Source organism: Citrobacter sp. LST-B2, assembly GCF_057983045.1.
On sequence record NZ_CP192598.1, the window covers coordinates 2,810,324 to 2,833,917 of the forward strand.

At 53.1% G+C, this 23,594-nt stretch carries 23 protein-coding genes; 10 read left to right on the plus strand and 13 right to left on the minus strand.

Translation table 11 applies throughout. The features are described 5' to 3' along the window. Nucleotides 1–50 precede the first annotated feature (50 nt). Nucleotides 51–1,649: an EAL domain-containing protein gene (locus tag ACQ0PY_RS13485; protein ID WP_150547018.1), complete on the plus strand. Its 1,599-nt coding sequence runs from the start codon at nucleotides 51–53 to the stop codon at nucleotides 1,647–1,649. Nucleotides 1,650–1,655: 6 nt separating this feature from the next. Here ACQ0PY_RS13485 and yoaE read toward each other — a convergent pair whose 3' ends face one another. Further along, nucleotides 1,656–3,215, minus strand: coding sequence for a CNNM family cation transport protein YoaE (gene yoaE, locus ACQ0PY_RS13490; protein ID WP_043000408.1), 1,560 nt, complete (start codon nucleotides 3,213–3,215; stop codon nucleotides 1,656–1,658). Beyond that, nucleotides 3,203–3,508, minus strand: a complete 306-nt coding sequence (locus tag ACQ0PY_RS13495) for a protein YoaL (protein WP_371415068.1) — start codon at nucleotides 3,506–3,508, stop codon at nucleotides 3,203–3,205. The genes yoaE and ACQ0PY_RS13495 overlap by 13 nt, the downstream gene beginning before the upstream one ends. Before the next feature lie 149 nt (nucleotides 3,509–3,657). On the opposite strand from ACQ0PY_RS13495, the gene manX reads away from it, so the two are divergent. From manX to mntP, 5 genes are all read left to right on the plus strand, one after another. After that, entirely contained in the window at nucleotides 3,658–4,626 is a 969-nt protein-coding gene (gene manX / locus ACQ0PY_RS13500; protein WP_043000406.1) for a PTS mannose transporter subunit IIAB, read from the plus strand. 58 nt (nucleotides 4,627–4,684) lie between these two features. Next, nucleotides 4,685–5,485, plus strand: coding sequence for a PTS mannose/fructose/sorbose transporter subunit IIC (locus tag ACQ0PY_RS13505; RefSeq protein ID WP_042318487.1), 801 nt, complete (start codon nucleotides 4,685–4,687; stop codon nucleotides 5,483–5,485). A 12-nt stretch (nucleotides 5,486–5,497) separates the two neighbouring features. Next, on the plus strand, nucleotides 5,498–6,349 hold the full coding sequence (locus ACQ0PY_RS13510) for a PTS mannose transporter subunit IID (RefSeq protein ID WP_043000405.1): 852 nt from the start codon (nucleotides 5,498–5,500) through the stop codon (nucleotides 6,347–6,349). A 61-nt stretch (nucleotides 6,350–6,410) separates the two neighbouring features. After that, complete coding sequence (locus tag ACQ0PY_RS13515) at nucleotides 6,411–6,869, plus strand: DUF986 family protein (RefSeq protein ID WP_044264750.1); 459 nt, start codon at nucleotides 6,411–6,413, stop codon at nucleotides 6,867–6,869. Between the two features lie 417 nt (nucleotides 6,870–7,286). Beyond that, complete coding sequence (gene mntP / locus ACQ0PY_RS13520; protein ID WP_044264752.1) at nucleotides 7,287–7,853, plus strand: manganese efflux pump MntP; 567 nt, start codon at nucleotides 7,287–7,289, stop codon at nucleotides 7,851–7,853. Here mntP and rlmA read toward each other — a convergent pair. The 6 genes from rlmA to mgrB all read right to left on the minus strand — a co-directional run bounded on the left by rlmA (nucleotide 7,850) and on the right by mgrB (nucleotide 12,216). Further along, nucleotides 7,850–8,659, minus strand: coding sequence for a 23S rRNA (guanine(745)-N(1))-methyltransferase (gene rlmA / locus ACQ0PY_RS13525; protein WP_109740316.1), 810 nt, complete (start codon nucleotides 8,657–8,659; stop codon nucleotides 7,850–7,852). The two genes, mntP and rlmA, sit on opposite strands and share 4 nt — an antisense overlap. 63 nt (nucleotides 8,660–8,722) lie before the next feature. Beyond that, nucleotides 8,723–10,468 (minus strand): peptidoglycan glycosyltransferase FtsI, encoded by a 1,746-nt coding sequence (gene ftsI / locus ACQ0PY_RS13530; RefSeq protein ID WP_109740317.1) that lies wholly within the window; start codon nucleotides 10,466–10,468, stop codon nucleotides 8,723–8,725. Nucleotides 10,469–10,688: 220 nt separating this feature from the next. Further along, nucleotides 10,689–10,898 carry a transcription antiterminator/RNA stability regulator CspE gene (gene cspE / locus ACQ0PY_RS13535; RefSeq protein ID WP_001062678.1) on the minus strand — a complete coding sequence of 70 codons (210 nt, stop codon included), beginning with the start codon at nucleotides 10,896–10,898 and terminating at the stop codon, nucleotides 10,689–10,691. A 12-nt stretch (nucleotides 10,899–10,910) separates the two neighbouring features. Further along, nucleotides 10,911–11,054, minus strand: coding sequence for a DUF2627 domain-containing protein (locus tag ACQ0PY_RS13540; RefSeq protein WP_043000402.1), 144 nt, complete (start codon nucleotides 11,052–11,054; stop codon nucleotides 10,911–10,913). A 656-nt stretch (nucleotides 11,055–11,710) separates the two neighbouring features. Further along, the gene (locus ACQ0PY_RS13545; RefSeq protein WP_043000401.1) at nucleotides 11,711–11,998 is read right to left on the minus strand and encodes a YebO family protein; all 288 of its coding nucleotides are present in this window, start codon (nucleotides 11,996–11,998) and stop codon (nucleotides 11,711–11,713) included. 74 nt (nucleotides 11,999–12,072) lie between these two features. Continuing rightward, nucleotides 12,073–12,216 (minus strand): PhoP/PhoQ regulatory lipoprotein MgrB, encoded by a 144-nt coding sequence (mgrB, locus tag ACQ0PY_RS13550; RefSeq protein ID WP_042318479.1) that lies wholly within the window; start codon nucleotides 12,214–12,216, stop codon nucleotides 12,073–12,075. A gap of 160 nt (nucleotides 12,217–12,376) precedes the next feature. Here mgrB and ACQ0PY_RS13555 point away from each other — a divergent pair, with 160 nt between their 5' ends. Continuing rightward, on the plus strand, nucleotides 12,377–12,616 hold the full coding sequence (locus ACQ0PY_RS13555; RefSeq protein WP_043001907.1) for a YobH family protein: 240 nt from the start codon (nucleotides 12,377–12,379) through the stop codon (nucleotides 12,614–12,616). Between the two features lie 111 nt (nucleotides 12,617–12,727). On the opposite strand, the gene kdgR is transcribed toward ACQ0PY_RS13555, so the two are convergent. Continuing rightward, nucleotides 12,728–13,519 carry a DNA-binding transcriptional regulator KdgR gene (gene kdgR, locus ACQ0PY_RS13560; RefSeq protein WP_043000400.1) on the minus strand — a complete coding sequence of 264 codons (792 nt, stop codon included), beginning with the start codon at nucleotides 13,517–13,519 and terminating at the stop codon, nucleotides 12,728–12,730. 176 nt (nucleotides 13,520–13,695) lie between these two features. Between kdgR and ACQ0PY_RS13565 the strand changes: the two genes are divergently transcribed. Beyond that, a complete protein-coding gene (locus tag ACQ0PY_RS13565; RefSeq protein WP_109740318.1) occupies nucleotides 13,696–15,069 on the plus strand; it encodes an MFS transporter in 1,374 nt (457 codons plus the stop codon). Nucleotides 15,070–15,113: 44 nt separating this feature from the next. Here ACQ0PY_RS13565 and htpX read toward each other — a convergent pair whose 3' ends face one another. The 4 genes from htpX to ACQ0PY_RS13585 all read right to left on the minus strand — a co-directional run bounded on the left by htpX (nucleotide 15,114) and on the right by ACQ0PY_RS13585 (nucleotide 19,537). After that, nucleotides 15,114–15,995, minus strand: a complete 882-nt coding sequence (gene htpX, locus ACQ0PY_RS13570) for a protease HtpX (RefSeq protein ID WP_042318474.1) — start codon at nucleotides 15,993–15,995, stop codon at nucleotides 15,114–15,116. A 192-nt stretch (nucleotides 15,996–16,187) separates the two neighbouring features. Next, nucleotides 16,188–18,236: a carboxy terminal-processing peptidase gene (gene prc, locus ACQ0PY_RS13575; protein WP_043000398.1), complete on the minus strand. Its 2,049-nt coding sequence runs from the start codon at nucleotides 18,234–18,236 to the stop codon at nucleotides 16,188–16,190. Nucleotides 18,237–18,255: 19 nt separating this feature from the next. Then, entirely contained in the window at nucleotides 18,256–18,942 is a 687-nt protein-coding gene (gene proQ, locus ACQ0PY_RS13580) for an RNA chaperone ProQ (RefSeq protein WP_054176286.1), read from the minus strand. 97 nt (nucleotides 18,943–19,039) lie between these two features. After that, complete coding sequence (locus tag ACQ0PY_RS13585; protein WP_043000396.1) at nucleotides 19,040–19,537, minus strand: GAF domain-containing protein; 498 nt, start codon at nucleotides 19,535–19,537, stop codon at nucleotides 19,040–19,042. 130 nt (nucleotides 19,538–19,667) lie between these two features. Here ACQ0PY_RS13585 and yebS point away from each other — a divergent pair, with 130 nt between their 5' ends. After that, nucleotides 19,668–20,951 (plus strand): membrane integrity lipid transport subunit YebS, encoded by a 1,284-nt coding sequence (yebS, locus tag ACQ0PY_RS13590; protein ID WP_043000395.1) that lies wholly within the window; start codon nucleotides 19,668–19,670, stop codon nucleotides 20,949–20,951. Then, nucleotides 20,920–23,553 carry a PqiB family protein gene (locus tag ACQ0PY_RS13595; RefSeq protein ID WP_043000394.1) on the plus strand — a complete coding sequence of 878 codons (2,634 nt, stop codon included), beginning with the start codon at nucleotides 20,920–20,922 and terminating at the stop codon, nucleotides 23,551–23,553. The genes yebS and ACQ0PY_RS13595 overlap by 32 nt, the downstream gene beginning before the upstream one ends. Nucleotides 23,554–23,594 lie beyond the last annotated feature (41 nt).

Consider the following 23,594-nt stretch of genomic DNA (forward strand, 5'->3'; position numbering starts at 1 on the left):
TTGCTCTGTTACGGTTGGCTTTTGTGGCTGACGGTTATCAGGCGGCCCGCATGCAGACAGCACAACGGATCATAAAAAAATATCGTCGCAAACGTTTTATCCTGTGCATACTTTGCGCGCTCATTACGCTCATCCTGACCCTGGGCGTCCGATTTATTTCACAGCGCAATTTAAATCACCACCACACCGTTACCTTTGCCTCCAGGGCGGTCGCCACGCTCGATGAAGTACTGCGTCCGTTGCAGAATGGTCGCGATATCCTGTTACCACTGATTGGCCTTCCCTGCTCCGCTACGCATCTCCCGCTGCGCAAACAGGCTGCCAGACTGCAAACGGTACGCGCAATTGCCCTGGTCCAGCGCGGCATACTGTACTGTTCCAGCGTCTTTGGCTATCGCAATATCCCGGTTCATCAGCTTCAGCCCGACCTCCCTACCGCAAACGCGCAACTGCTGTTGTCCACCGATCCACTGCTGATTAAAGGCAGCCCGATTCTCGTCCAGTGGTACCCGGCCTCTCCCGACGGAAAGGACGGAATACTGGAGATTATCAATATCGACCTGCTTACCAGGCTGCTGCTGGAACCGCGTAAGCCGCAGATTACCGCTGCCAGCCTGACAGTCGGCAACCGACATTTAATTTACGGGAGCGGCGTAGTACAGCGCCTGCCTGCGCTCAACGATGAGCAACGCTATCAACTCACCTCACAGCACTATCCCTTTACTATTAGCGTGACCGGGCCAGCAGCAGAAGCGCTGGCGTTCAAAGCCCTGCCCGCGCAGCTGCCGCTGGCATTATTGCTCAGTCTGCTGGTGGGCTATCTGGCGTGGCTGGCCACCGCCAGTCGAATGAGTTTTTCCTGGGAGATTAACCTCGCGCTGGCACAGCGCGAATTTGAGCTTTTTTGCCAGCCGCTACTGAACGGGCGGACCGGACAGTGCATGGGGGTGGAGATCCTGCTGCGCTGGAATAATCCACGTCAGGGGTGGATTTCACCGGACGTCTTTATCCCGATTGCCGAAGAGCATCACCAGATCGCACCACTGACGCGTTATGTGCTAGCGGAAACCATTCGGCAACGTCATTTTTTCCCCATGAGCAGCCAGTTTCATATTGGTATTAATGTCGCTGCCAGCCATTTTCAGCAGGGTGAATTGCTAAAAGATCTCGATCAGTACTGGTTCAGTCAGCAGCCCATTCAGCAACTGGTGATAGAACTGACCGAGCGGGATGCGCTGCAGGATGTTGATTACCGAATCGTTCACGCGTTGCAACGGCAAAACATCAAGCTGGCGATCGATGATTTTGGAACCGGCAACAGTTCATTGTCATGGCTGGAAAAGTTGCGCCCTGACATTCTGAAAATTGATAAGTCTTTTACCCATGCGATTGGTACTGATGCGGTCAATTCAACGGTGACCGACATCATCATCGCCCTTGGGCAACGACTGAATATCGAACTGGTCGCGGAGGGAGTTGAAACGCAGGAGCAGGCGCAGCATCTGCGTCGCCACGGTGTGGATTTACTGCAGGGATTTTTATTTGCGAAGCCGATGCCGCTGCGCGATTTTCCGCAGTGGCTGGCGGGCAGTAACCCGCCGCCGCCCAGGCATAACGGACGCATCGCGCCCGTTATGCCCCTGCGTTAGAGAGGATTATTCCTCTTCTTCTTGCGCAGGTTGTTCTTTAACAATTCGCACCAGATCCACGCGGTAGTCATTAGCGTCGACAATGGTAATGCTCAGCGGAGGAACCTCGATCACATCGCCCGTACGGGGAATGTGACCCTTAGCCGCAATCACCAGTCCCGCGACCGTGGCGATGTCTTCGTCTTCATCAACCAGGTTATCCACCGCCAGCGCCTGTTGCAGGGCATGCAGATCGGTGCCGCCTTTGACTAACCAGCCTTCGCCGTCAACGGTAATTTCCGGCGTTTCATCAGCATCCGGGAACTCACCGGCAATGGCTTCAAGGACATCCAGTGGCGTAACCAGCCCCTGCACCACGCCAAATTCGTTGGTGACGATAACAAAGCTACCGCGTGCACGACGCAGGACACCCAACAGGTTGATAGGGTCCAGCGTTTCCGGCACCACGATAGCCGGTGTAGCCGACGCAATAGCCGCGACGTCAACGCCCTCTTCCAGCGCCACCAGCAGCTCTTTCGCCCGCACGATACCGATGATCTCATCCAGTTCGCCACGACACACCGGAAACAGACTGTGCGGCGAGGAGAGCAACTGCTCGCGGATCTCATCAACGCTCAGATTAGCATCCACCCAGCTGATTTCACCGCGCGGAGTCATGATGCCGCGCAGCGAGCGCTGTGCCAGCGTCAGCACGCCGTTAATCATATAGCGTTCTTCTTCCGCAAATGCTCCTTCCGGGATCGGAACGGCGGCCTGGCTGTCGGATTCATGCGCTACTGCCGCCTGACGTTTACCCCCCATCAGACGCAGGATCGCGTCAGCCGTGCGCGCACGCAGCGGCAGTGTTGACTGATGGCGAATAAAGTTGCGACGCGCAATCTGGTTAAACACTTCGATAATGATCGAGAAGCCAATTGCGGCGTACAGGTAGCCTTTCGGAATATGGAAACCAAAACCTTCGGCGACCAGGCTCAGACCAATCATCAGCAGGAAGCTCAGACAGAGCACCACCACCGTCGGATGTTGGTTGACGAAACGCGTCAGCGGCTTGGACGCCAGCAGCATCACCGCCATCGCGATCACAACCGCCGCCATCATCACAGGCAGATGGTTCACCATACCGACGGCAGTAATCACCGCATCCAGCGAGAATACCGCATCCAGGATAACGATCTGCGTCACGACCACCCAGAAACTGGCATAACCTTTACCATGCCCGGAATCGTGTTCGCGGTTTTCCAGCCGTTCATGAAGTTCCGTCGTGGCTTTAAACAACAGGAAGATACCCCCCAGCAGCATGATCAGATCGCGACCGGAGAAGGTGAAGTCCATGACGGTGAACAGCGGTTGGGTCAGGGTGACCATCCACGAAATAATAGACAGCAAGGCCAGACGCATCACGAGCGCCAGGGATAAACCAATCAGACGCGCTTTGTCACGCTGCTTCGGCGGCAGCTTATCCGCAAGAATCGCAATAAAAACCAGGTTATCGATACCCAGGACAATTTCCAGGACGACAAGCGTGAGCAAACCCGCCCAAATCGAGGGGTCCATTAAGAATTCCATGACAAGCTCCTGCTTAAGGAATGGTTAACAGGCGATAAAACACAGTGCAGATAAAACGTGTGGCAAGACATGCCAGACTGGCAGGCGCGATGCGGCCTGAAAGTGAAATGACGTCGGTGACGATCCATACAGCGGGCTAGTGCCCTATACTCCTGGTTAGTTAAACAGAACGTAAACATAACAGAGGCAACCTGTTTTTGGCAAAGATTTACCTTCCTTTGCAAAGTGTTGTAACAGGGATATTTTACTCTACGAAATTTCTCATTGCCGAAAACTAAATTACGGATCTTCATCACATAAAATATTTTTTTCGATATCTAAAATAATTCACGGACATCATATGTTTTTCATTGTAACCCTTATCTGAATCGATTCTGTTGCGGACGGCGATTCAAATACATCTCTCACGTTGATGTGTTAACGATAATAAAGGAGGTAGCAAGTGACCATTGCTATTGTTATAGGCACACATGGTTGGGCTGCAGAGCAGTTACTCAAGACAGCAGAAATGCTGTTAGGCGAGCAGGAAAACGTCGGCTGGATCGATTTCGTGCCCGGCGAAAATGCCGAAACGCTGATTGAAAAGTACAACGCTCAGTTGGCAAAACTCGATACCAGTAACGGCGTGCTGTTTCTCGTCGATACATGGGGAGGCAGTCCGTTCAACGCTGCCAGCCGCATTGTCGTCGACAAAGAACAGTATGAAGTGATTGCCGGGGTGAACATCCCTATGCTGGTCGAAACGCTGATGGCGCGTGACGACAACCCAAGCTTCGATGAACTGGTCGCGCTGGCAGTTGAAACCGGTCGCGAAGGCGTGAAAGCGCTGAAAGCGAAACCGGTGGAAAAAGCCGCCCCTGCCCCCGTCGCAACGGCCCCCAAAGCCGCGGCCCCGGCAAAACCAATGGGACCGAACGATTATATGCAAATCGGTCTTGCCCGTATTGATGACCGTTTGATCCATGGTCAGGTGGCTACCCGCTGGACCAAAGAAACCAACGTGACCCGCATTATCGTAGTCAGCGATGAAGTGGCGGCAGACACCGTGCGTAAAACGCTGTTGACGCAGGTGGCGCCTCCTGGCGTGACCGCTCACGTGGTGGATGTTGCCAAGATGATTCGCGTTTACAACAACCCGAAATACGCGGGCGAACGTGTAATGCTGCTGTTCACCAATCCGACCGATGTTGAACGCATTGTCGAAGGCGGCGTAAAAATCACCTCCGTAAACATTGGCGGCATGGCTTTCCGTCAGGGTAAAACGCAGGTCAACAACGCCATCTCTGTCGATGAGAAAGACATCGAAGCCTTTAACAAACTTAATGCCCGCGGTATTGAGCTTGAGGCGCGTAAAGTGTCAACCGATCAGAAACTGAAAATGATGGATTTGATTGCCAAAGTGGGCAAGTAACCCCTGGCATTGAATGAGCTTTCACACTTAAGGCTGTTATAGCAATAGGAGAAGTACAATGGAGATTACCACTCTTCAGATTGTGCTGGTGTTCATCGTCGCATGTATCGCGGGTATGGAGTCGGTACTCGATGAATTTCAGTTCCACCGCCCACTGGTGGCCTGTACGCTGATTGGTGCCGTTCTCGGGGATATGAAAACCGGTATTATCATCGGTGGTACCCTGGAAATGATCGCCCTTGGCTGGATGAACATCGGTGCTGCCGTTGCACCTGATGCCGCACTGGCGTCCATTATCTCTACCGTTCTGGTTATTGCGGGTCACCAAAGCATCGGTGCCGGTATCGCGCTGGCGATTCCGCTGGCTGCAGCAGGCCAGGTTCTGACGATCATCGTTCGTACTATCACCGTGGCATTCCAGCACGCGGCGGATAAAGCGGCGGAAAACGGTAACCTGACAGCGCTCTCCTGGCTGCATGTCTCTTCCCTGTTCCTGCAGGCGATGCGTATCGCTATCCCGGCGGTTATCGTTGCGATTTCCGTAGGCACCAGCGAAGTTCAGGGCATGCTGAATGCGATTCCGGAAGTGGTGACTGGCGGTCTGAACATCGCCGGTGGCATGATCGTTGTGGTCGGTTACGCGATGGTTATCAACATGATGCGTGCAGGCTACCTGATGCCGTTCTTCTACCTCGGCTTCGTGACTGCGGCATTTACTAACTTCAACCTGGTTGCTCTGGGTGTGATTGGTGCGGTCATGGCCATCCTCTACATCCAACTGAGCCCGAAATATAACCGCGTGGCGGGTGCACCAGCACAGGCTGCGGGTGACAACTCCCTCGATAACGAACTGGACTAGCAGGTGAGCGAAATGGTTGATATGACTAAAACTACCACTGAGAAAAAACTCACACAGAGTGACATTCGTGGCGTGTTCATTCGTTCTAACCTGTTTCAGGGTTCATGGAACTTCGAACGTATGCAGGCGCTGGGTTTCTGCTTCTCCATGGTACCGGCTATCCGTCGCCTGTATCCAGAGAACAACGATGCGCGTAAGCAAGCCATCAAGCGTCACCTGGAATTCTTTAACACCCATCCGTATGTAGCCGCGCCGGTGCTCGGCGTAACGCTGGCGATGGAAGAACAGCGTGCTAACGGCGCAGAAATTGACGATGGTGCCATTAACGGTATCAAAGTCGGTCTGATGGGCCCGTTGGCAGGCGTGGGCGACCCGATTTTCTGGGGTACTGTGCGTCCGGTATTCGCCGCGTTAGGTGCGGGTATCGCGATGAGCGGCAGCCTGCTCGGTCCCTTGCTGTTCTTCATTCTGTTCAACGCAGTCCGTCTGCTGACCCGTTACTACGGTGTCGCCTACGGTTATCGCAAAGGTGTCGATATCGTTAAAGATATGGGCGGCGGATTCCTGCAAAAACTGACTGAGGGGGCGTCAATCCTCGGCCTGTTTGTCATGGGGGCGTTGGTGAACAAGTGGACGCATGTAAACATCCCGCTGGTGGTTTCAACTATCACCGGTCAGGATGGGCAGACACGTGTTACCACCGTACAGACCATTCTCGACCAGTTGATGCCGGGTCTGGTTCCGCTGCTGCTGACCTTCGCCTGTATGTGGCTGCTGCGTAAGAAAGTCAACCCACTGTGGATTATCGTTGGCTTCTTTGTCATCGGTATCGCGGGTTATGCGCTCGGCCTGTTGGGTCTGTAAGACTGTAGTACACTACCGGGGCCTATAAGGCCCCTTTTTTTATCTGGAGGAACAAGGATCAATGACTATCACGGACCTGGTGCTGGTTTTCTTTATTGCCGCGTTACTGGCTTACGCCATTTACGATCAGTTCATCATGCCACGCCGCAATGGCCCGACTTTGCTTGCGATTCCCCTGCTGCGCCGAAGCCGCGTCGACAGCATCATCTTCATTGGCCTCATCGCAATTCTTATCTACAACAATGTCACCAGCCATGGGGCAATCATCACCACCTGGTTATTATGTGCTCTGGCCTTAATGGGGTTTTATATTTTCTGGATCCGGGTCCCTAAGATCATCTTCAAACAGGATGGATTTTTCTTCGCCAACGTCTGGATAGAATATAACCGCATTAAAGCGATGAATTTATCGGAAGATGGTGTTCTGGTGATGCAATTAGAACAACGGCGTCTGCTAATTCGTGTGAGGAATATCGACGATCTGGAAAAGATATATAAACTTCTCGTTTCCTCTCAGTAAGTTAGAGGTATAGCCTGAGCTTTATTTTTCGCAATTTACTTGCAGTTAAAAACATAGCTAAGGCTATAATACGACAGCGCAAATGTTATTTATTTTAACGTTCTATCTACCAATAAACCCAAATGAAAATCGTTTTCAATTAGAGATCAAATAATATTTCTCCGTTGTTGTTTTATATTCTCAAAATATGTTAAGGTTGCGCCGTCATTTGGGGAGTAGCCGATTTCCAGACTCCGGAAATGTACGTGTCAACATACTCGTTGCAAAACGTGGCACGTACGGACTGAAATCTCTTTCAGTCAGGCGAGACCATAGGCACATCAACTGCTATGCATACTGTATGAACCCCGGGTTCAGGTGTGCATGTTTACTGGGGGCAGTGGTGTGTTTTATGGAAACCCCGGTCAGGACGCTGTCATGAATATCACCGCCACTATTATTCTCGCTTTTGGCATGTCGATGGATGCTTTTGCCGCATCAATTGGCAAAGGCGCGACCCTGCATAAACCCAAATTCTCTGAAGCCCTGCGTACCGGTTTAATCTTCGGCGCAGTTGAAACATTAACGCCGCTGATCGGTTGGGCGCTCGGTATGTTAGCCAGCAAATTCGTGCTGGAATGGAATCACTGGATTGCTTTCATCCTGCTGGTCTTTCTGGGCGGACGAATGATTATTGAGGGATTTCGCGGCGCGGATAATGAAGATGATGAACCACTGCGCCGTCACGGTTTCTGGTTACTGGTCACCACCGCTATCGCCACTAGCCTCGACGCTATGGCGGTCGGCGTGGGTCTGGCGTTCTTACAGGTCAATATTATCGCGACGGCACTGGCTATTGGCTGTGCCACGCTTATCATGTCCACACTGGGGATGATGATTGGTCGCTTCATTGGCCCGCTGCTTGGCAAACGGGCTGAAATTCTGGGCGGGGTGGTACTGATCGGTATCGGCGTCCAGATCCTCTGGACGCACTTTCACGGTTAATCTGCACGCTGCCAGAGGTGAAGACGAAAATCAGTATGGCAGTCAAACACTTCTGTACTCGCCAGACGTTCCCAGACCTCCGGCTTTGCCCGCCAGGCAAAAGGCGTCATCTGCAATAGCGCTACCGCTTCCTTTCCGTTCAGGCGCATCGGATACGCCAGTGCGATATCCTCCAGCAGGGTGAACCCTTCCAGTTGCTCAGCATGCGGCGCATGGAGTCGGACCTCATCGTAAATCAACCCTTTCAGCTCCATTAAATGGCGCGGTCCCGGCGTTGCCGTCATCACCCACCCCTGCGGTTTGACCACACGCGCCAGCTCTTGCGCTTTACACGGCGCGTAAATCCGCACAATGGCGTCCTGGCTTGCATCTGCAAACGGCAAACGATGGCTCGAGGCGACGCAGAATGTCACCTGCGGATATCGTCTGGCCGCCGCTTTAATAGCCACTTTCGCCACGTCCAGTCCATAGGTGGTCACCGTCGGCAACGCATCGGCAAAGGCATGAGTGTAATACCCTTCCCCACAGCCGATATCAAGAATCGAGGTTGCCGACGCGTCGAGACGCGCGGAAAGCTGCTCAACAATAGCATCACGCAAGGGTTGATAATGTCCGGCATCCAGAAACGCACGCCGTGCCTGCATCATCTCCGCGCTGTCGCCCGGATCGCGTGAACGCTTATGCTGTACCGGCAACAGGTTAACGTATCCCTCTTTTGCCACATCAAACTGATGCCGCTGCGGACAGATAAAACTGTTATTAACGTGCGCAAGGGGCTGGTGACAAAGTGGACAGGAAAACGACATAACAACTCCGGCAGGTAAATTCAGGGCGCAAGTGTAACGCGATTTACGCCCCGGGAGAATCACTTAGCGCGTGGAGTGTGTCGGCGAATTGCTCTGCATCACCAGCAAATGGCTGGAGTCGGCGGGCATCCCATCCGGTTTGACGTTTTCCAGTCGCAGCACATCGCCCATTATCTGGCTGAAAACCGGTGCCGACACCGCGCCACCGTAGTAGGCCCCGTTCTGCGGATCGTTGATCACTACCACCAGCGCAAACTTCGGGTTGCTTGCCGGTGCCACCCCTGCGGTGTAAGCCACATATTTATCAATGTATTTACCGTCAGCGCCGATCTTCTTCGCCGTCCCGGTTTTAACCGCCACGCGATAATCCCGGACCGCCGCCTTCGTCCCACCGCCCCCCGGCAGGGCGACGCTTTCCATCATGTGCGCCACCTGTCTGACCAGCGCTTCCGACATGACACGCTTGCCGATAACGGGCGGGTCGATGCGCGTGATAGAGAGTGGTCGGTACAGGCCAAAACTGCCAATCGTGGCATAGACGTGCGCCAGTTGCAGCGGCGTCACCATCAGGCCGTAGCCAAAGGCAAAGGTCGCGCGATCCAGATCGCTCCAGTAACGACGTTGCGGCATCACCCCCTGGCTCTCACCGGTGAGTCCCAGCCCCGTGGGTTGACCAAAGCCAAAGCGGCGATAGGTATCGACGACACGCTGGACGGGCATTGCTAATGAAAGATGCGAAACCCCGGTGTCACTCGATTTTTGCAAAATGCCGGTCAGCGTCAGTTCCGGATAAAAGCCCACATCGCGAATCCGATGCCCGTCGAGGTAAAACGGATGCGTGTCGATCACGCTATCAGGCTGGACAATCCCTTGCTCAAGCGCCGTCATGATAACCAGCGGTTTCACCGTCGAGCCCGGCTCGAAAGTATCGCTAATCGCACGATTGCGAAAATCATCAAGCACCGCACCATCACGATTGTTCGGGTTAAAATCGGGGAAGCTGGCCATCGCCAGGATCTCGCCAGTGGCAACGTTCACCAGCACGGCGGCGCCGGATTCCGCTTTGTTCCAGCTAACCGCATTGTCCAGCGCATCCTCGGTGACGGTCTGCAGCCGCTCATCAATGCTGAGTTGTAGTTCATGCGCCGGCACAGGATTAACTTCCGTGATGTTTTCAATCACGTGACCGAATTTATCTTTGCGGACCAGGCGGCAGCCCGGCTTTCCGATTAACTGTGCGTTAAAACTTTTCTCAACCCCTTCAATGCCCTGCCCGTCGATATTGGTGAAACCAATCAGATTCGCCGCGACATGTCCTGCCGGATAAAAGCGCCGGGACTCTTCGCGCAAATTGATGCCGGGCAGGTTCAGCTTATCGATCCACTGCGCCTGTTGAGGAGAGACCTGACGCGCAAGATAGATAAACCTTGCCGACGGATCGTGGTTAACGCGCGCCGCCAGGTTCGTGAGTGAAAGATGTAGCGTGTTGGCCAGCGCCTGCCAGCGTTCGTTGTCGCCTACGCCTCCTTTGCTCAATAACGTGTGGGGGTCAGCCCACACCGCATTCACCGGTACGCTGACCGCCAATGGTCGCCCCTGCCGATCGGTGATCATTCCACGCGGCGATGCCGTGGTGACTTCACGCAATGAGCGCATATCTTCTTGTTTGACCAGACGGTCGGGCTCAACAATCTGCAACCAGGCAACGCGCCCTAGCAACAGTCCCAGGCTCAGCAATATGGCGATACAAAGCAGCGCAAAACGCAGCGGTGTGAAACTTCGCACCGTACCATCATTTTTCTTTTTCACCTGTTCTCCGGCAAACATGATATTCAGGTGACTGATTTAACGGGAATAACGGCGGGAAAGCGGTGAAAACTATGCTAATAACATCACGGCTTTGCAACAAAGCGCTAACGGAGGAGGCATTCAGACATACTTTGAAGGAAGATGAATGAAAAAGCCCCGCATCAGCGAGGCTTTAAATCTGAGGTTGATGCGCAGATGCGCTTCAAATCAGTGGTGTCGATCAGATAGCTGTTACGTTAACAGCAGCCGGACCTTTCTGGCCGTCCTGAATTTCGAACTCAACGTTCTGGCCTTCAGCCAGAGTTTTGAAGCCATTACCCTGGATAGCGGAGAAGTGTACGAACACGTCTTTGCTGCCATCAGCCGGAGTAATAAAGCCAAAACCTTTAGACTCGTTGAACCACTTAACTTGACCTTTAATCTTTGCCATTTGCAAAATTCCTTAGAGTGTTTTCTTCGCCCGCAGGCATAACATAGATAAAACTGAGACATTACTGCTTGAGGCACTAATATAAGGCTCGGCAGAGAAGCGGTATTCAACGACAACGTGTTTACTCAGGACTTCTTTACTGAAAATGCCACACATAAACAGAACTGTACCTCGTTTAACCCAAAACGTGTTATCACATACAACGTTAATTATGGCAAGCCATTTTTAAACGTGTCTCGATCGGTCGCACAAATCTCGCCAGTCGATACAGAGTATCTGCACAGTTATGCGTCAATCCTCAAGCCGATATATTCCCGCGCGCTCGCTGAGCCCTTACCAGACCCGCAGCGCGGCGGGATCTTTTCAACCATAGCTCAATAATTTCGCGACTTCCAGATCGTTGCGATGTCAAAACGTAGCAATCTGCGGTTATCACAAATTCTGCTTTGTTATGCATAATTTGTTTCAACGCAAAATGGCCCGATATCATAATAACGCCACATTTCGCTCCATCTTGATATCTACTGTTCTTATGCACTCATTTAATGAAAGAATGATGACAATGCACAAAAATAGTGAAAGAAACGTTTCGCTTATTATAAAGCCGATCATTCTCACAAAACGGGGAAGATCACATTATTAACGTATGGAAAAATATAATTACGTGTGTGCTGGCAATAACTCGCACAATGACACAAGAAGGAACGGATATAGCGAAGCGGCATGCGACTGCACTAATAGGGTGCAGGATAACAAACCAGGAAGGAAAGACTGGCGAGACGCCAGCCCCTTCGCTTCCTGTTACACGAGGATTAACGTTCTGCGACCAGACGGATGATATCCTCATCCTCTTGCGGGTCATTAGCCTTAGGCGATGCCTCTGCCACTTTTTCCGGCTCGTTCGCTTCACAGAGACGACGCAATAGTGCATTTTGTCGCTTCTGCTGGTCTAACAACGCTTCAAGCAGCTCAATCTGCTCATTGGTTCGCGAGCTCGCACGGTTGATAAAGAACCACAGCACCAGCCCAACAACCAGAACCCCCACCGATACAATCAACGACGCAAAATTAAGCACGCCGGAATTCAGGACTTCGTTCATTTCACCACCTCAATGTAGACGCGCCATTTTACCACCGCGCCACAGGAAGGAAATCAACGGATGAAAAAATGATCTCACCAGGGGATAAATTTATTGATGGCGCAAATTCCGCTGAAAAATTGTACATCCTGGTCACACATGATGTTGAACACCTGGGCCCACAGCAGCAGACACACAAGCACTACCACCACCAGAATTATCCATCGAAACTTTTTCACTCCACTCTCCGCATCAACATCTTATGCCACCAAATTATCATGCGTATCTTAAACCAGGACTAACTACAGCAGACATTCGCGATTTTTTAAGAATCATTTACTTGTATCAATGAGCGTAAGCGCTAAGCTCAATCTAACTTATAGAAGAAAAGAGGTCATAATGCGTTTGATTATTCGCGCTATCGTGTTGTTTGCGCTTGTATGGATTGGATTATTACTCAGTGGGTATGGTGTGCTGATAGGCAGTCAGGAGAATGCTGCCGGGCTGGGGTTGCAATGCAAGTATCTCACCGCGCGAGGAACCGCCACCGCGCAATATGTTCATACCGATAGCGGTATCATCGGATTAACGGATTGTCCGATATTGCGCAAGAGTACCGTGGTCGTCGATAACGGTTAATATCCCATCGTCGTGAGTCGCGCCTGGCGTATTGCTTAAGCAGAATGTCACAGGATTAAAGCGGCCGGCGAAAATGCCGGCCGTTTCTTTACTATCGACAGCATGACATCGTCAGAACGGATAATCGTTGTAACCCATCTGCTCAGAGATTTTACGCGCCGCGGTATGCAGCATCGAAACGTAGTCATGCAGTTTTTCTTCAGAAAAACGCAGCGTGGGGAAGGAGATACTCAGCCCCGCAATCACGACGCCGAAACGATCGAATACCGGTACGCCAATGCAGCGTAAACCTTCTTCTTGTTCTTCGTTATCTTCGCCATAACCCTGTTCGCGGACTTTATCCAGCACCGGCAGCAATGCTTCCGTGGTGGTGATAGTGCGCCCGGTACTGCGCTTGTACTCAACGCCGTCCAGAATCTGCTTCACTTCGTCACGATCGCGCCAGGCCAGCAGCACTTTACCAATCGCGGTGCTGTAAAGCGGGTTGCGGCGACCCACACGCGAATACATGCGCAGGTTGTACATCGAATCAATCTTATGAATGTAGACGATGCTGTCTTCGTCCAGCGCGCCGAGGTGCACCGTCTCTTTCGTCAGACGAGAGAGTTCACGCATCTGGATGTCCGCACTGCGGATAAGGTCAACATTCTGTAGCGCGCGAGCGCCCAGTTCAAACAGTTTCAGCGTCAGAGAATACTTCTCGGATTCACCTTCCTGTGACACATATCCCAGTGTTTTCATGGTCTGTAAAAAGCGATAAACGGTGCTTTTTGACATCATGACGCGTTGTGATAACTCGGTAATCCCTATTTCGCGCTCTTCACCCAGCGCCTGCAGAATGCCAAAAACCTTCAGCACGGAAGATACAGAATCAGGCTGTTTATCCAGATCTGCGTTAGCCATCTATCACCTCATTACGAGTGTTTTATAAAAATCAGAACGATTTTTTATTATAATTTCATGGCCAGGCCCCCGCAATCCATCTTTGCTTACTTCGTTACAAATCTGCGATATAAAGCCTGAATATCAATGCTAAAATCACTACCCTGATCATATTCTTCGCAAAAACTATCAATCACATGAATAAATCCCAGGCCGACGGCCTGCCGCTTCCACAGCGATATGGTGCTATTTTAACCATCGTTATTGGTATTTCGATGGCCGTACTGGACGGCGCCATTGCCAACGTGGCGCTCCCCACGATAGCCACTGACTTACACGCTTCAGCCGCCAGCTCAATATGGGTCGTCAACGCCTATCAGATCGCCATTGTCGTCTCGTTACTGTCGCTGTCGTTTCTCGGCGATATGTTTGGCTATCGACGCATCTACAAATGCGGACTAGTGGTTTTTCTGCTGGCCTCACTGTTTTGCGCTCTCGCGGACTCGCTACAAATGTTGACGATGGCGCGCGTCGTTCAGGGTTTCGGCGGCGCGGCGCTGATGAGCGTCAACACGGCGTTGATTCGTCTGATTTATCCTCAGCGCCATCTGGGTCGCGGGATGGGTATCAACTCCTTTATCGTTGCCGTCTCTGCGGCCGCAGGCCCAACCATCGCGGCCGCTATCCTCTCAATTGCCTCGTGGAAATGGCTGTTTCTGATCAATGTGCCGTTAGGGATTATTGCGTTGATCCTGGCAATGCGCTTTCTGCCGCCTAATGGCTCACGCAGCAATAAACCGCGTTTTGACCTCCCCAGCGCCGTGATGAATGCGCTGACGTTTGGTCTGTTGATCACCGCACTGAGTGGTTTTGCACAGGGACAACCCATGACGCTGATCGGGGCCGAAGTGGCGGCAATGATGGTGGTGGGCTATTTCTTTATCCGTCGTCAGCTTTCATTACCGGTACCATTATTGCCGGTCGACCTGCTGCGTATTCCTCTTTTTTCACTGTCGATTGGCACCTCAATCTGCTCTTTCTGCGCGCAGATGCTGGCGATGGTCTCCCTGCCCTTCTATCTGCAAACGGTACTGGGGCGGAGTGAAGTAGAAACCGGTTTGTTGCTCACCCCCTGGCCGCTGGCAACGATGGTCATGGCGCCGCTGGCCGGGTATCTGATTGAACGCGTCCATGCCGGTTTACTGGGCGCGCTGGGCCTGCTGGTGATGGCAAGTGGACTGTTTGCCCTGGTATTACTTCCTGCCGTGCCGTCCGAACTGAATATCATCTGGCCGATGATTCTCTGCGGTGCCGGGTTTGGTTTATTTCAATCCCCCAATAACCACACGATCATCACCTCTGCGCCACGTGAACGCAGCGGCGGCGCCAGCGGCATGCTGGGCACCGCCCGTCTGTTAGGACAAAGCTCAGGTGCGGCGTTGGTTGCGCTGTTGTTGAACCAGTTCGGAGATAACGGCACGCATGTTTCTTTGCTGATGGCAGGGATTCTGGCGACCGTGGCAGCGGTGGTGAGCGGTCTACGCATCACACAGCCCCGGGCACAGGCGTAAAAAAAGCGCGTCCATGGACGCGCTTTCTCTTCTTATCGACAGGCTTACTTCAGGTATTCCCCACTGCGCAGCGCTTCGATACGTTTATCCAGCGGCGGGTGAGTCATAAACAGTTCGCTCAGCGATTTACCTTTACCATTGATACAGAAGGCCATCATGCTGGATGCTTCCTGCGGTTCGTAGCTGGTTTTCAGACGCTGCAGCGCAGCAATCATCTTTTCACGGCCGACCAGTTTGGCGGACCCCGCATCAGCGTGGAATTCACGGTGACGAGAGAACCACATGGTAATGATGCTCGCCAGAATACCGAACACCAGTTCCAGTACCATTGCGACCGCAAAGTAGATCATCGGGTTGCCATTGCTGCCTTCGCCTTCATCACGGTTACCACCGAGAAAACCAGCGGCGATCTGCGCCAGAATGCGCGAGATGAAGATAACAAAGGTGTTCACAACCCCCTGGATCAGCGTCATGGTAACCATGTCACCGTTCGCGATATGGCTAATTTCGTGAGCAATAACGGCTTCAGCTTCATCCGGGCTCATGTTTTGCAGCAGACCGGTACTGACCGCAACCAGAGAGGCATCACGGCGCGCCCCGGTAGCAAACGCGTTAATGTCCGGCGCATGGTAGATAGCGACCTGCGGCATGGCGATACCGGCCTGACGCGCCTGCGTGGCGACCGTATTCATCAACCAACGCTCTCTTTCGTTACGCGGTTGCTCGATCACTTCCCCACCGACGGAGCGTAAGGCCATCCACTTTGACATCAGCAGTGAAACGAAGGAACCACCGAAACCGAACAGCAGCGCCATAATCATCAGGCCCTGAACGCTGCTCGACTGAATCCCTGTCAGGCTCAGCACCAGCCCGAAAACGACCATGACGGCCAGGTTCGTCAACAGGAAAAGCGCGATTCGCATCATAATTTTCTTTTAACCTCAACTTAACAAAACGCACTATGCGATTACCCACATCGTATGGGTCGTACGGCTATTTTCAAGCATCAATGCCCGGTAAGTCACCAGAAAGACACAACTTTACATTTTTCTGCATCAGGCTGACGACTTCATGCGCTTGTTAAAAAAACAGGCACAATTTCTTGTGCCTGTATGAGGTTATTTCGTTGCGGTCGGTTGTACCGCGGGCTTCGCTTTCTCGAGCGTCGCCAGATCCAGCGCAATCTTCACCGTTTCATCAAGATACGGATCCGGTTCCTGGTAATCTTTTGGCAGGTCGTCCAGTTTCTTCAGAACCGGTTTTCCTTCTCGTTTAAACCGGTCATTGATTCGCGCCAGGCGCAGCGCATCATCTTCGTTATTCTCTTTTTCACGCTGTGCGTAATTCAGAGATACGATGTTGCGTTTATCCTTCATCGCATTGAAACGGGCGATATCCTTCATGATGTACTGGAACTCAGGATCCTGCGCGATACGCGCGTTATGATCTTTGAGTAATTCAGGGCCGAACGGCGTCAGATCGTCTGATTTCACATACGTTGCGGCATCGATGCTATCCCACGGCAACGCATTATCTTCAAATTTCTCACCGGTTTCGGTCTCTTCATTCCCCGTCGGCATGATGATATCCGGCGTGACGCCTTTACGCTGAGTACTGCCGCCATTCACACGATAGAACTTCTGGATCGTGTACTGAACGGAGCCCAGTGCGGGCCATTCTGGACGGAGCATCTGATCGTAAATACGATTCAGCGAACGATACTGCTGCACGGTACCTTTACCGAAAGTCGGCTCACCAACAATCAGCGCACGACCGTAATCCTGCATGGCCGCGGCGAAAATTTCCGATGCCGACGCGCTGAAGCGATCGACCAGAACCACCAGCGGGCCTTTGTAATACACAACACCATCGGTATCGCTGTCCTCACGGACTTTACCGTTGTTGTCACGAACCTGAACCACCGGACCGGAAGGAATAAACAGACCGGACAGCGAAACAGCCTCCGTCAGCGCCCCGCCGCCGTTGGTCCGCAGATCGATGACGATGCTGCTGACGTTCTGTTTTTCCAGTTTCTGCAACTGAACTTTGACATCGTCAGTCAGGCCAACGTAGAAGCCTGGGATATCCAGTACGCCGACTTTCTCTTTACCTACCGTCTTCACAGACATTTTAACGGCACGGTCTTCCAGACGGATACGCTCACGCGTCAGTGTGACAATACGGGTTTTTGTGCCTTTGCCGGCAGGCAGAACTTCAAGACGAACCTTGCTGCCTTTTGGCCCTTTGATAAGCGCAACCACATCATCCAGGCGCCAGCCGATCACATCGACCATGCTCTTACCGGTCTGACCCACACCGACAATGCGATCGCCGACGCTAATCGCCTTGCTCTTCGCCGCCGGACCGCCAGCCACCATGGAGTTAATGACCGTATAGTCATCGTCCATTTGCAGCACGGCACCAATCCCTTCAAGGGACAGGCTCATCTCGGTATTAAACTGCTCGGTATTGCGTGGCGAGAGATAGTTGGTATGCGGATCGATTTCCCGCGCAAACGCGGTCATAGCCAGTGAGAAGACATCTTCACTGTTAGTTTGCGTCAGACGACGGATCGCGGATTTATAACGACGCGTCAGCGTCTCACGAATTTCTTTATCGTCTTTGCCGGTCAGTTTCAGACTTAACTCATCGAACTTCACCTTGCCGTCCCACAGCGCATTCAGCTCAGCCTCATCTTTTGGCCAGGGTGCTTTGCTGCGATCGAGATTGAAGGTGTCAGTCCCGGTGAAGTCCATCGGACGTTCCAGCACTTTCAGTGCGTACTGAAAACGCTCGAAGCGGCGTTTTTGCGCCAGATTATAGAGATCGTAAAAAACGTCGAGCTTACCCGAACGCAATTCGTCACCCAGTTGCCCTTTCTTCTTCGCAAACTGTTCGACATCCCCCGCCAACAGCACGTTGTGGCTGTAATCGAGTAAATTCAGATAGCGGTCGAAAATTTTGGCGGAAAAGGCCGAATCGAGATCGAACTGACGGTAGTGAGAACGCGTAAAACGCGACGTGACGCGTTCACTCACCGTCGCGTGCTGGGTTTCTTCCTTAAGAACAGGAATCTGATCGGCACGCGTAATGTCGTCCACTGCGAAGGTCTGGCCTGCTATTGCAAGCAGGCCAGCTAACGCGGTAAGCCTAAAAAATGTGTTCATGCCAGGCCTGGCCTCCGTTTCAGAACACCAGGTGTTCTGCGCGTACAATCAAAGACATACCCGAATTCAGCTGTACACGGACGCCATCTTTGGTGATTTCTAATACGGTGGCATCCATCGCATCGTTACCCGCTTTCACCTTCAGAGACTGTCCAACGCTCAGCGCTGAAATATCCGAAACCGGAGTCAATTTCTCTTCACGAGGTGCGCGAGACGCTTTCGCGGCAGGTTTTTCAGCACGCGGTTTACGCTCAGTCGCTTCTTTGCGGCGTGGTGCAGGACGCGGCTTACGTTCACGACGCGGGGCGTCTTCAGTTTCCCCTGCAGCAGCGGCAGCTTCACGTTTTTTCGCTTGCTGTTCTGCACGCTGCGCCTGAACGCGAGCTTTCGCTTCTTCAAGCTGCTTACGCGCATGTTCAACGTGCTGCTCATCCAGCTCACCGCACGGGTTGCCGTCGAGATCGACACGCGTTGCGCCCGGCTTAACGCCGTACAGATAACGCCAGCTTGAAGTATAAAGACGTAAAGCGGAACGAAGTTGCGTTTTGCTGAGGTTCATTTCGCCCTCAATACGCTCTACCAGATCCTGAAAAATGCCAATTTTCAGTGGGCGCGCTTCGCCTTCCGCACTAAAACACTGCGGAAAACGCTCGGCCAAAAACGCGATGACTTCTTTACTGCTATTCAACTTAGGTTGATTTTCCATGAAATTTCCTGATTACAACGGACGTAGCCAACAAGCAGCAGGCATGAACAGGCGTCATTATAATGACGCCATCAGTAATTGCTACGTTATCCGTTGATTATCCTGCGACGCTCGCAAAGAATTTTTTGTAATCCGTCATTGCAAGCACGGTTTCAAGCTGCGCAACGAGCCGGCGAAGCCCCTCTTCATCCTCAGCGGTGAAGCGCCCAAACGCCGTACTGTCGATGTCCAGCACGCCAATAATATGACCATTGACGGTTAATGGCAGGACAATTTCCGCATTACTGGCCGCATCGCAGGCGATGTGACCATCAAAGGCGTGAACGTCGTCAACCCGCTGCACCTGGTTGTGGGCAACGGCTGCGCCGCACACACCGCGACCCACCGGGATTCGTACACAGGCAATTTTGCCCTGAAACGGACCTAATACCAGCGTATCGCCCTCAAGCAGGTAAAACCCCGCCCAGTTCACTTGCGAAAGACGTTCGTATAACAGTGCGCTGGTGTTCGCCAGCGTGGCCAGAAAACTGGTCTCTCCTGCCATTAATGCCTGGAAATCGCGGTTCAGTTCCGCGTATAGCTCTGTCTTGTTCATTATATAATCACTTAGTTGTCTTACTCTGATACTGCCAGCCTATTAAAATAAGCATTAAATGCGTTAATGCTCAAGATCATTCCCGTCATGAGTTAAGATTACATAAATCTAACACTTTGATTCGCGATACATGGCTCTCAAGACACCCCAGATCACGCCGACAAAAAAAATAGCGATCCGATCCATCAGCGAAGCACTGCCTCGTGCGCACTATCAGCGTTGCCCTCAGTGCGATTTGCTGTTTAGTCTGCCGAAGATGCGTTCTCACCAGAGCGCATACTGTCCCCGCTGCCAGGCGAAAATTCGTGATGGCCGCGACTGGTCGCTGACGCGGCTGGGCGCGATGGCGGTCACCATGCTGTTGCTGATGCCCTTCGCCTGGGGCGAGCCGCTGCTGCACATCTATCTGCTGGGCATCCGTATTGATGCCAATGTGATGCAGGGGATCTGGCAGATGACAAAGCAAGGCGATCCCATTACCGCGGCGATGGTGCTGTTTTGTGTCGCGGGCGCGCCGCTGATCCTCGTCACCGCAATTGCGTATCTGTGGTTCGGCAATATTCTCGGTATGAATTTGCGCCCGGTGCTGCTAATGCTAGAAAGGCTTAAAGAGTGGGTGATGCTGGACATCTATCTGGTGGGCATTGGTGTGGCATCGATCAAAGTTCAGGATTACGCTTTTTTGCAGCCGGGCGTAGGACTTTACGCCTTTATTGCGCTGGTGGTCCTGAGCATCCTGACGCTGTCGCACCTGAACATCGAACAACTATGGGAACGTTTTTATCCGCAGAGACCGGCAAAGCGTCCGGATGAGCAGTTGCGCGTTTGTCTCGGCTGCCATTTTACCGGCTATCCGGACCCGCGTGGCCGCTGCCCGCGCTGCCATATTCCTTTACGCGAGCGCAGAAACCAGAGCATCCAAAAATGCTGGGCGGCATTGTTGGCATCGATTGTTTTGCTGCTGCCTGCTAACCTTCTGCCTATCTCGGTTATCTACGTGAACGGCGGACGACAGGAAGATACGATCATGTCCGGTATCCTGTCGCTGGCGAACAGCAATGTCGCCGTGGCCGCCGTGGTCTTTATCGCCAGTATTCTGGTGCCATTCACTAAAGTGATCGTCATGTTTACGCTGCTACTCAGCATTCAGTTCAAATGCGAACAGGGTTTACGCACGCGAATGCAACTCTTGCGTCTGGTCACGTGGATCGGTCGCTGGTCGATGCTGGATCTTTTTGTTATCGCTTTAACCATGTCGCTGATTAACCGCGACCAGATTCTTGCTTTTACTATGGGACCGGCTGCGTTTTATTTCGGCTCAGCGGTCATTTTGACTATTCTTGCAGTGGAATGGCTGGACAGCCGCTTACTTTGGGATGCACATGAGTCAGGAAACGCCCGCTTCGCAGACTGAAGCGCAGATTAAAACGAAACGCCGTATCTCACCATTCTGGCTACTCCCGCTGATCGCATTAATGATTGCGGGATGGCTGATATGGAACAGCTATGAAGATCGCGGTAACACTGTGACCATCGACTTCATGTCTGCGGATGGCATTGTCCCGGGCCGTACGCCTGTTCGCTATCAGGGCGTTGAGGTGGGTACGGTTCAGGACATCAGCCTCAGCAAGGATTTACGCAAAATTGAGGTGCGGGTCAGCATCAAGTCCGACATGAAAGACGCGCTACGCGAAGAGACGCAGTTCTGGCTGGTGACGCCTAAAGCGTCGCTCGCGGGCGTCTCTGGCCTCGATGCGCTGGTCGGCGGCAATTATATCGGCATGATGCCCGGTAAAGGTAAAGAGCAAGATCATTTCGTCGCCCTCGACACCCAGCCGAAATATCGGCTGGATAACGGCGATCTGATGATTCATCTCAACGCACCAGACCTCGGATCGTTGAACAGCGGCTCGCTGGTTTATTTCCGCAAAATCCCGGTCGGTAAAGTCTACGACTACAGCATTAACCCGAACAAACAGGGCGTCACCATCGACGTGCTGGTTGAACGCCGCTTTACCAATCTGGTGAAAAAAGGCAGTCGCTTCTGGAACGTTTCCGGCGTGGATGCTGACGTCAGCCTGAGTGGTGCGAAGGTTAAACTGGAAAGTCTGGCGGCCCTGGTGAATGGTGCAATCGCCTTTGACTCACCCGATGATTCAAAAACGGCAGAGCAAGATGATACCTTCGGCCTGTATAAAGATCTGGCCCACAGTCAGCGCGGCGTCATTATTAAACTTGAACTGCCGAGCGGCGAAGGACTGAAGGCTGATTCTACTCCCCTGATGTATCAGGGGCTCGAAGTCGGCCAGCTCACAAAACTGGATTTACAATCCGGTGGCAAAGTCACCGGTGAAATGACCGTTGACCCCAGCGTCGTAGCGCTGTTACGTGACGGCACGCGCATTGAATTGCGCAGTCCCAAACTTTCGCTCAGTGACGCTAATATCAGTTCGTTACTGACGGGTAAAACCTTTGAACTGGTGCCCGGCACCGGTGAACCGCGCAGCGAGTTCGTGGTCGTCCCCGGTGAAAAAGCACTGCTCCACGAACCGGACGTCCTGACCTTTACCCTGACCGCGCCCGAAAGCTACGGTATCGATGCAGGTCAACCGCTGATCCTTCACGGCGTCCAGGTGGGCCAGGTGATCGAACGTAAGCTGACCAGCAAAGGGGTCGAGTTTATTGTGGCGGTCGATCCGCAACATCGTGGCCTGGTCCAGGGTGACAGCAAATTCGTGGTCAACAGCCGCGTGGATGTCAAAGTAGGTCTGGATGGCGTGGAGTTCCTCGGTGCCAGCGCCAGCGAATGGATCAGTGGCGGTATTCGCATATTGCCCGGCAGCAAAGGGGAAATGAAATCCAGCTATCCGCTGTATGCCAACCTGGAAAAAGCGGTAGAGAATAGCCTGAGCGATCTGCCGACCACTACCCTGAGCCTGCGAGCGGAAACATTGCCGGACGTGCAGGCCGGCTCCGTGGTGCTGTATCGTAAATTTGAAGTGGGTGAAGTGATTACTGTACGCCCGCGCGCCGACGCCTTTGACATCGATCTGCACATCAAACCGGAGTACCGCAACCTGCTGACCAGCAATAGCGTCTTCTGGGCCGAAGGTGGCGCAAAAGTGCAGCTCAACGGCAGCGGGTTGACCGTGCAGGCCTCTCCCCTGTCGCGTGCGCTGAAGGGGGCGATCAGCTTTGATAACCTCAGCGGCGCCAGCGCCAGCCAGCGCAAAGGCGACAAGCGCATTTTGTATGCTTCCGAAACCGCCGCACGTGCGGTTGGCGGGCAGATTACCCTTCACGCCTTTGATGCCGGGAAACTGGCGGCAGGAATGCCCATTCGCTACCTCGGTATTGATATCGGACAGATCCAGACGCTTGAACTGCTCACTTCGCGCAACGAGGTACAGGCGAAGGCGGTATTGTATCCGGAATATGTGCAGACCTTCGCCCGTGGCGGGACGCGCTTCTCTGTGATTACGCCGCAAATCTCGGCCGCTGGCGTGGAACATCTCGACACGATCCTGCAACCCTACATCAACGTCGAGCCGGGTCGGGGTAATCCGCGCCGTGACTTTGAACTGCAGGAAGCGACCATTACCGACTCACGCTACCTTGACGGGCTGAGTATTGTGCTCGAAGTTCCCGAAGCTGGCTCGCTGGCGATCGGTACGCCGGTACTGTTCCGCGGGATTGAAGTTGGTACTGTCACCGGCATGACGCTCGGCACTCTGTCTGACCGCGTGATGATCGCCTTGCGCATCAGTCAACGCTACCAGCACCTGGTCCGCAACAACTCCGTCTTCTGGCTGGCGTCCGGTTACAGTCTGGACTTCGGCCTGACGGGCGGCGTAGTGAAGACCGGTACCTTTAATCAGTTCATTCGCGGCGGCATCGCCTTCGCCACGCCCCCTGGCACTCCGCTGGCGCCGAAAGCGCAGGCGGGTAAACACTTCCTGCTGCTGGAAAGTGAACCGAAAGAGTGGCGTGAATGGGGCACCGCGCTGCCACGTTAATATCCGGCTCCGGCGTGCTCGCGCCGGAGCCTTTATGCTAC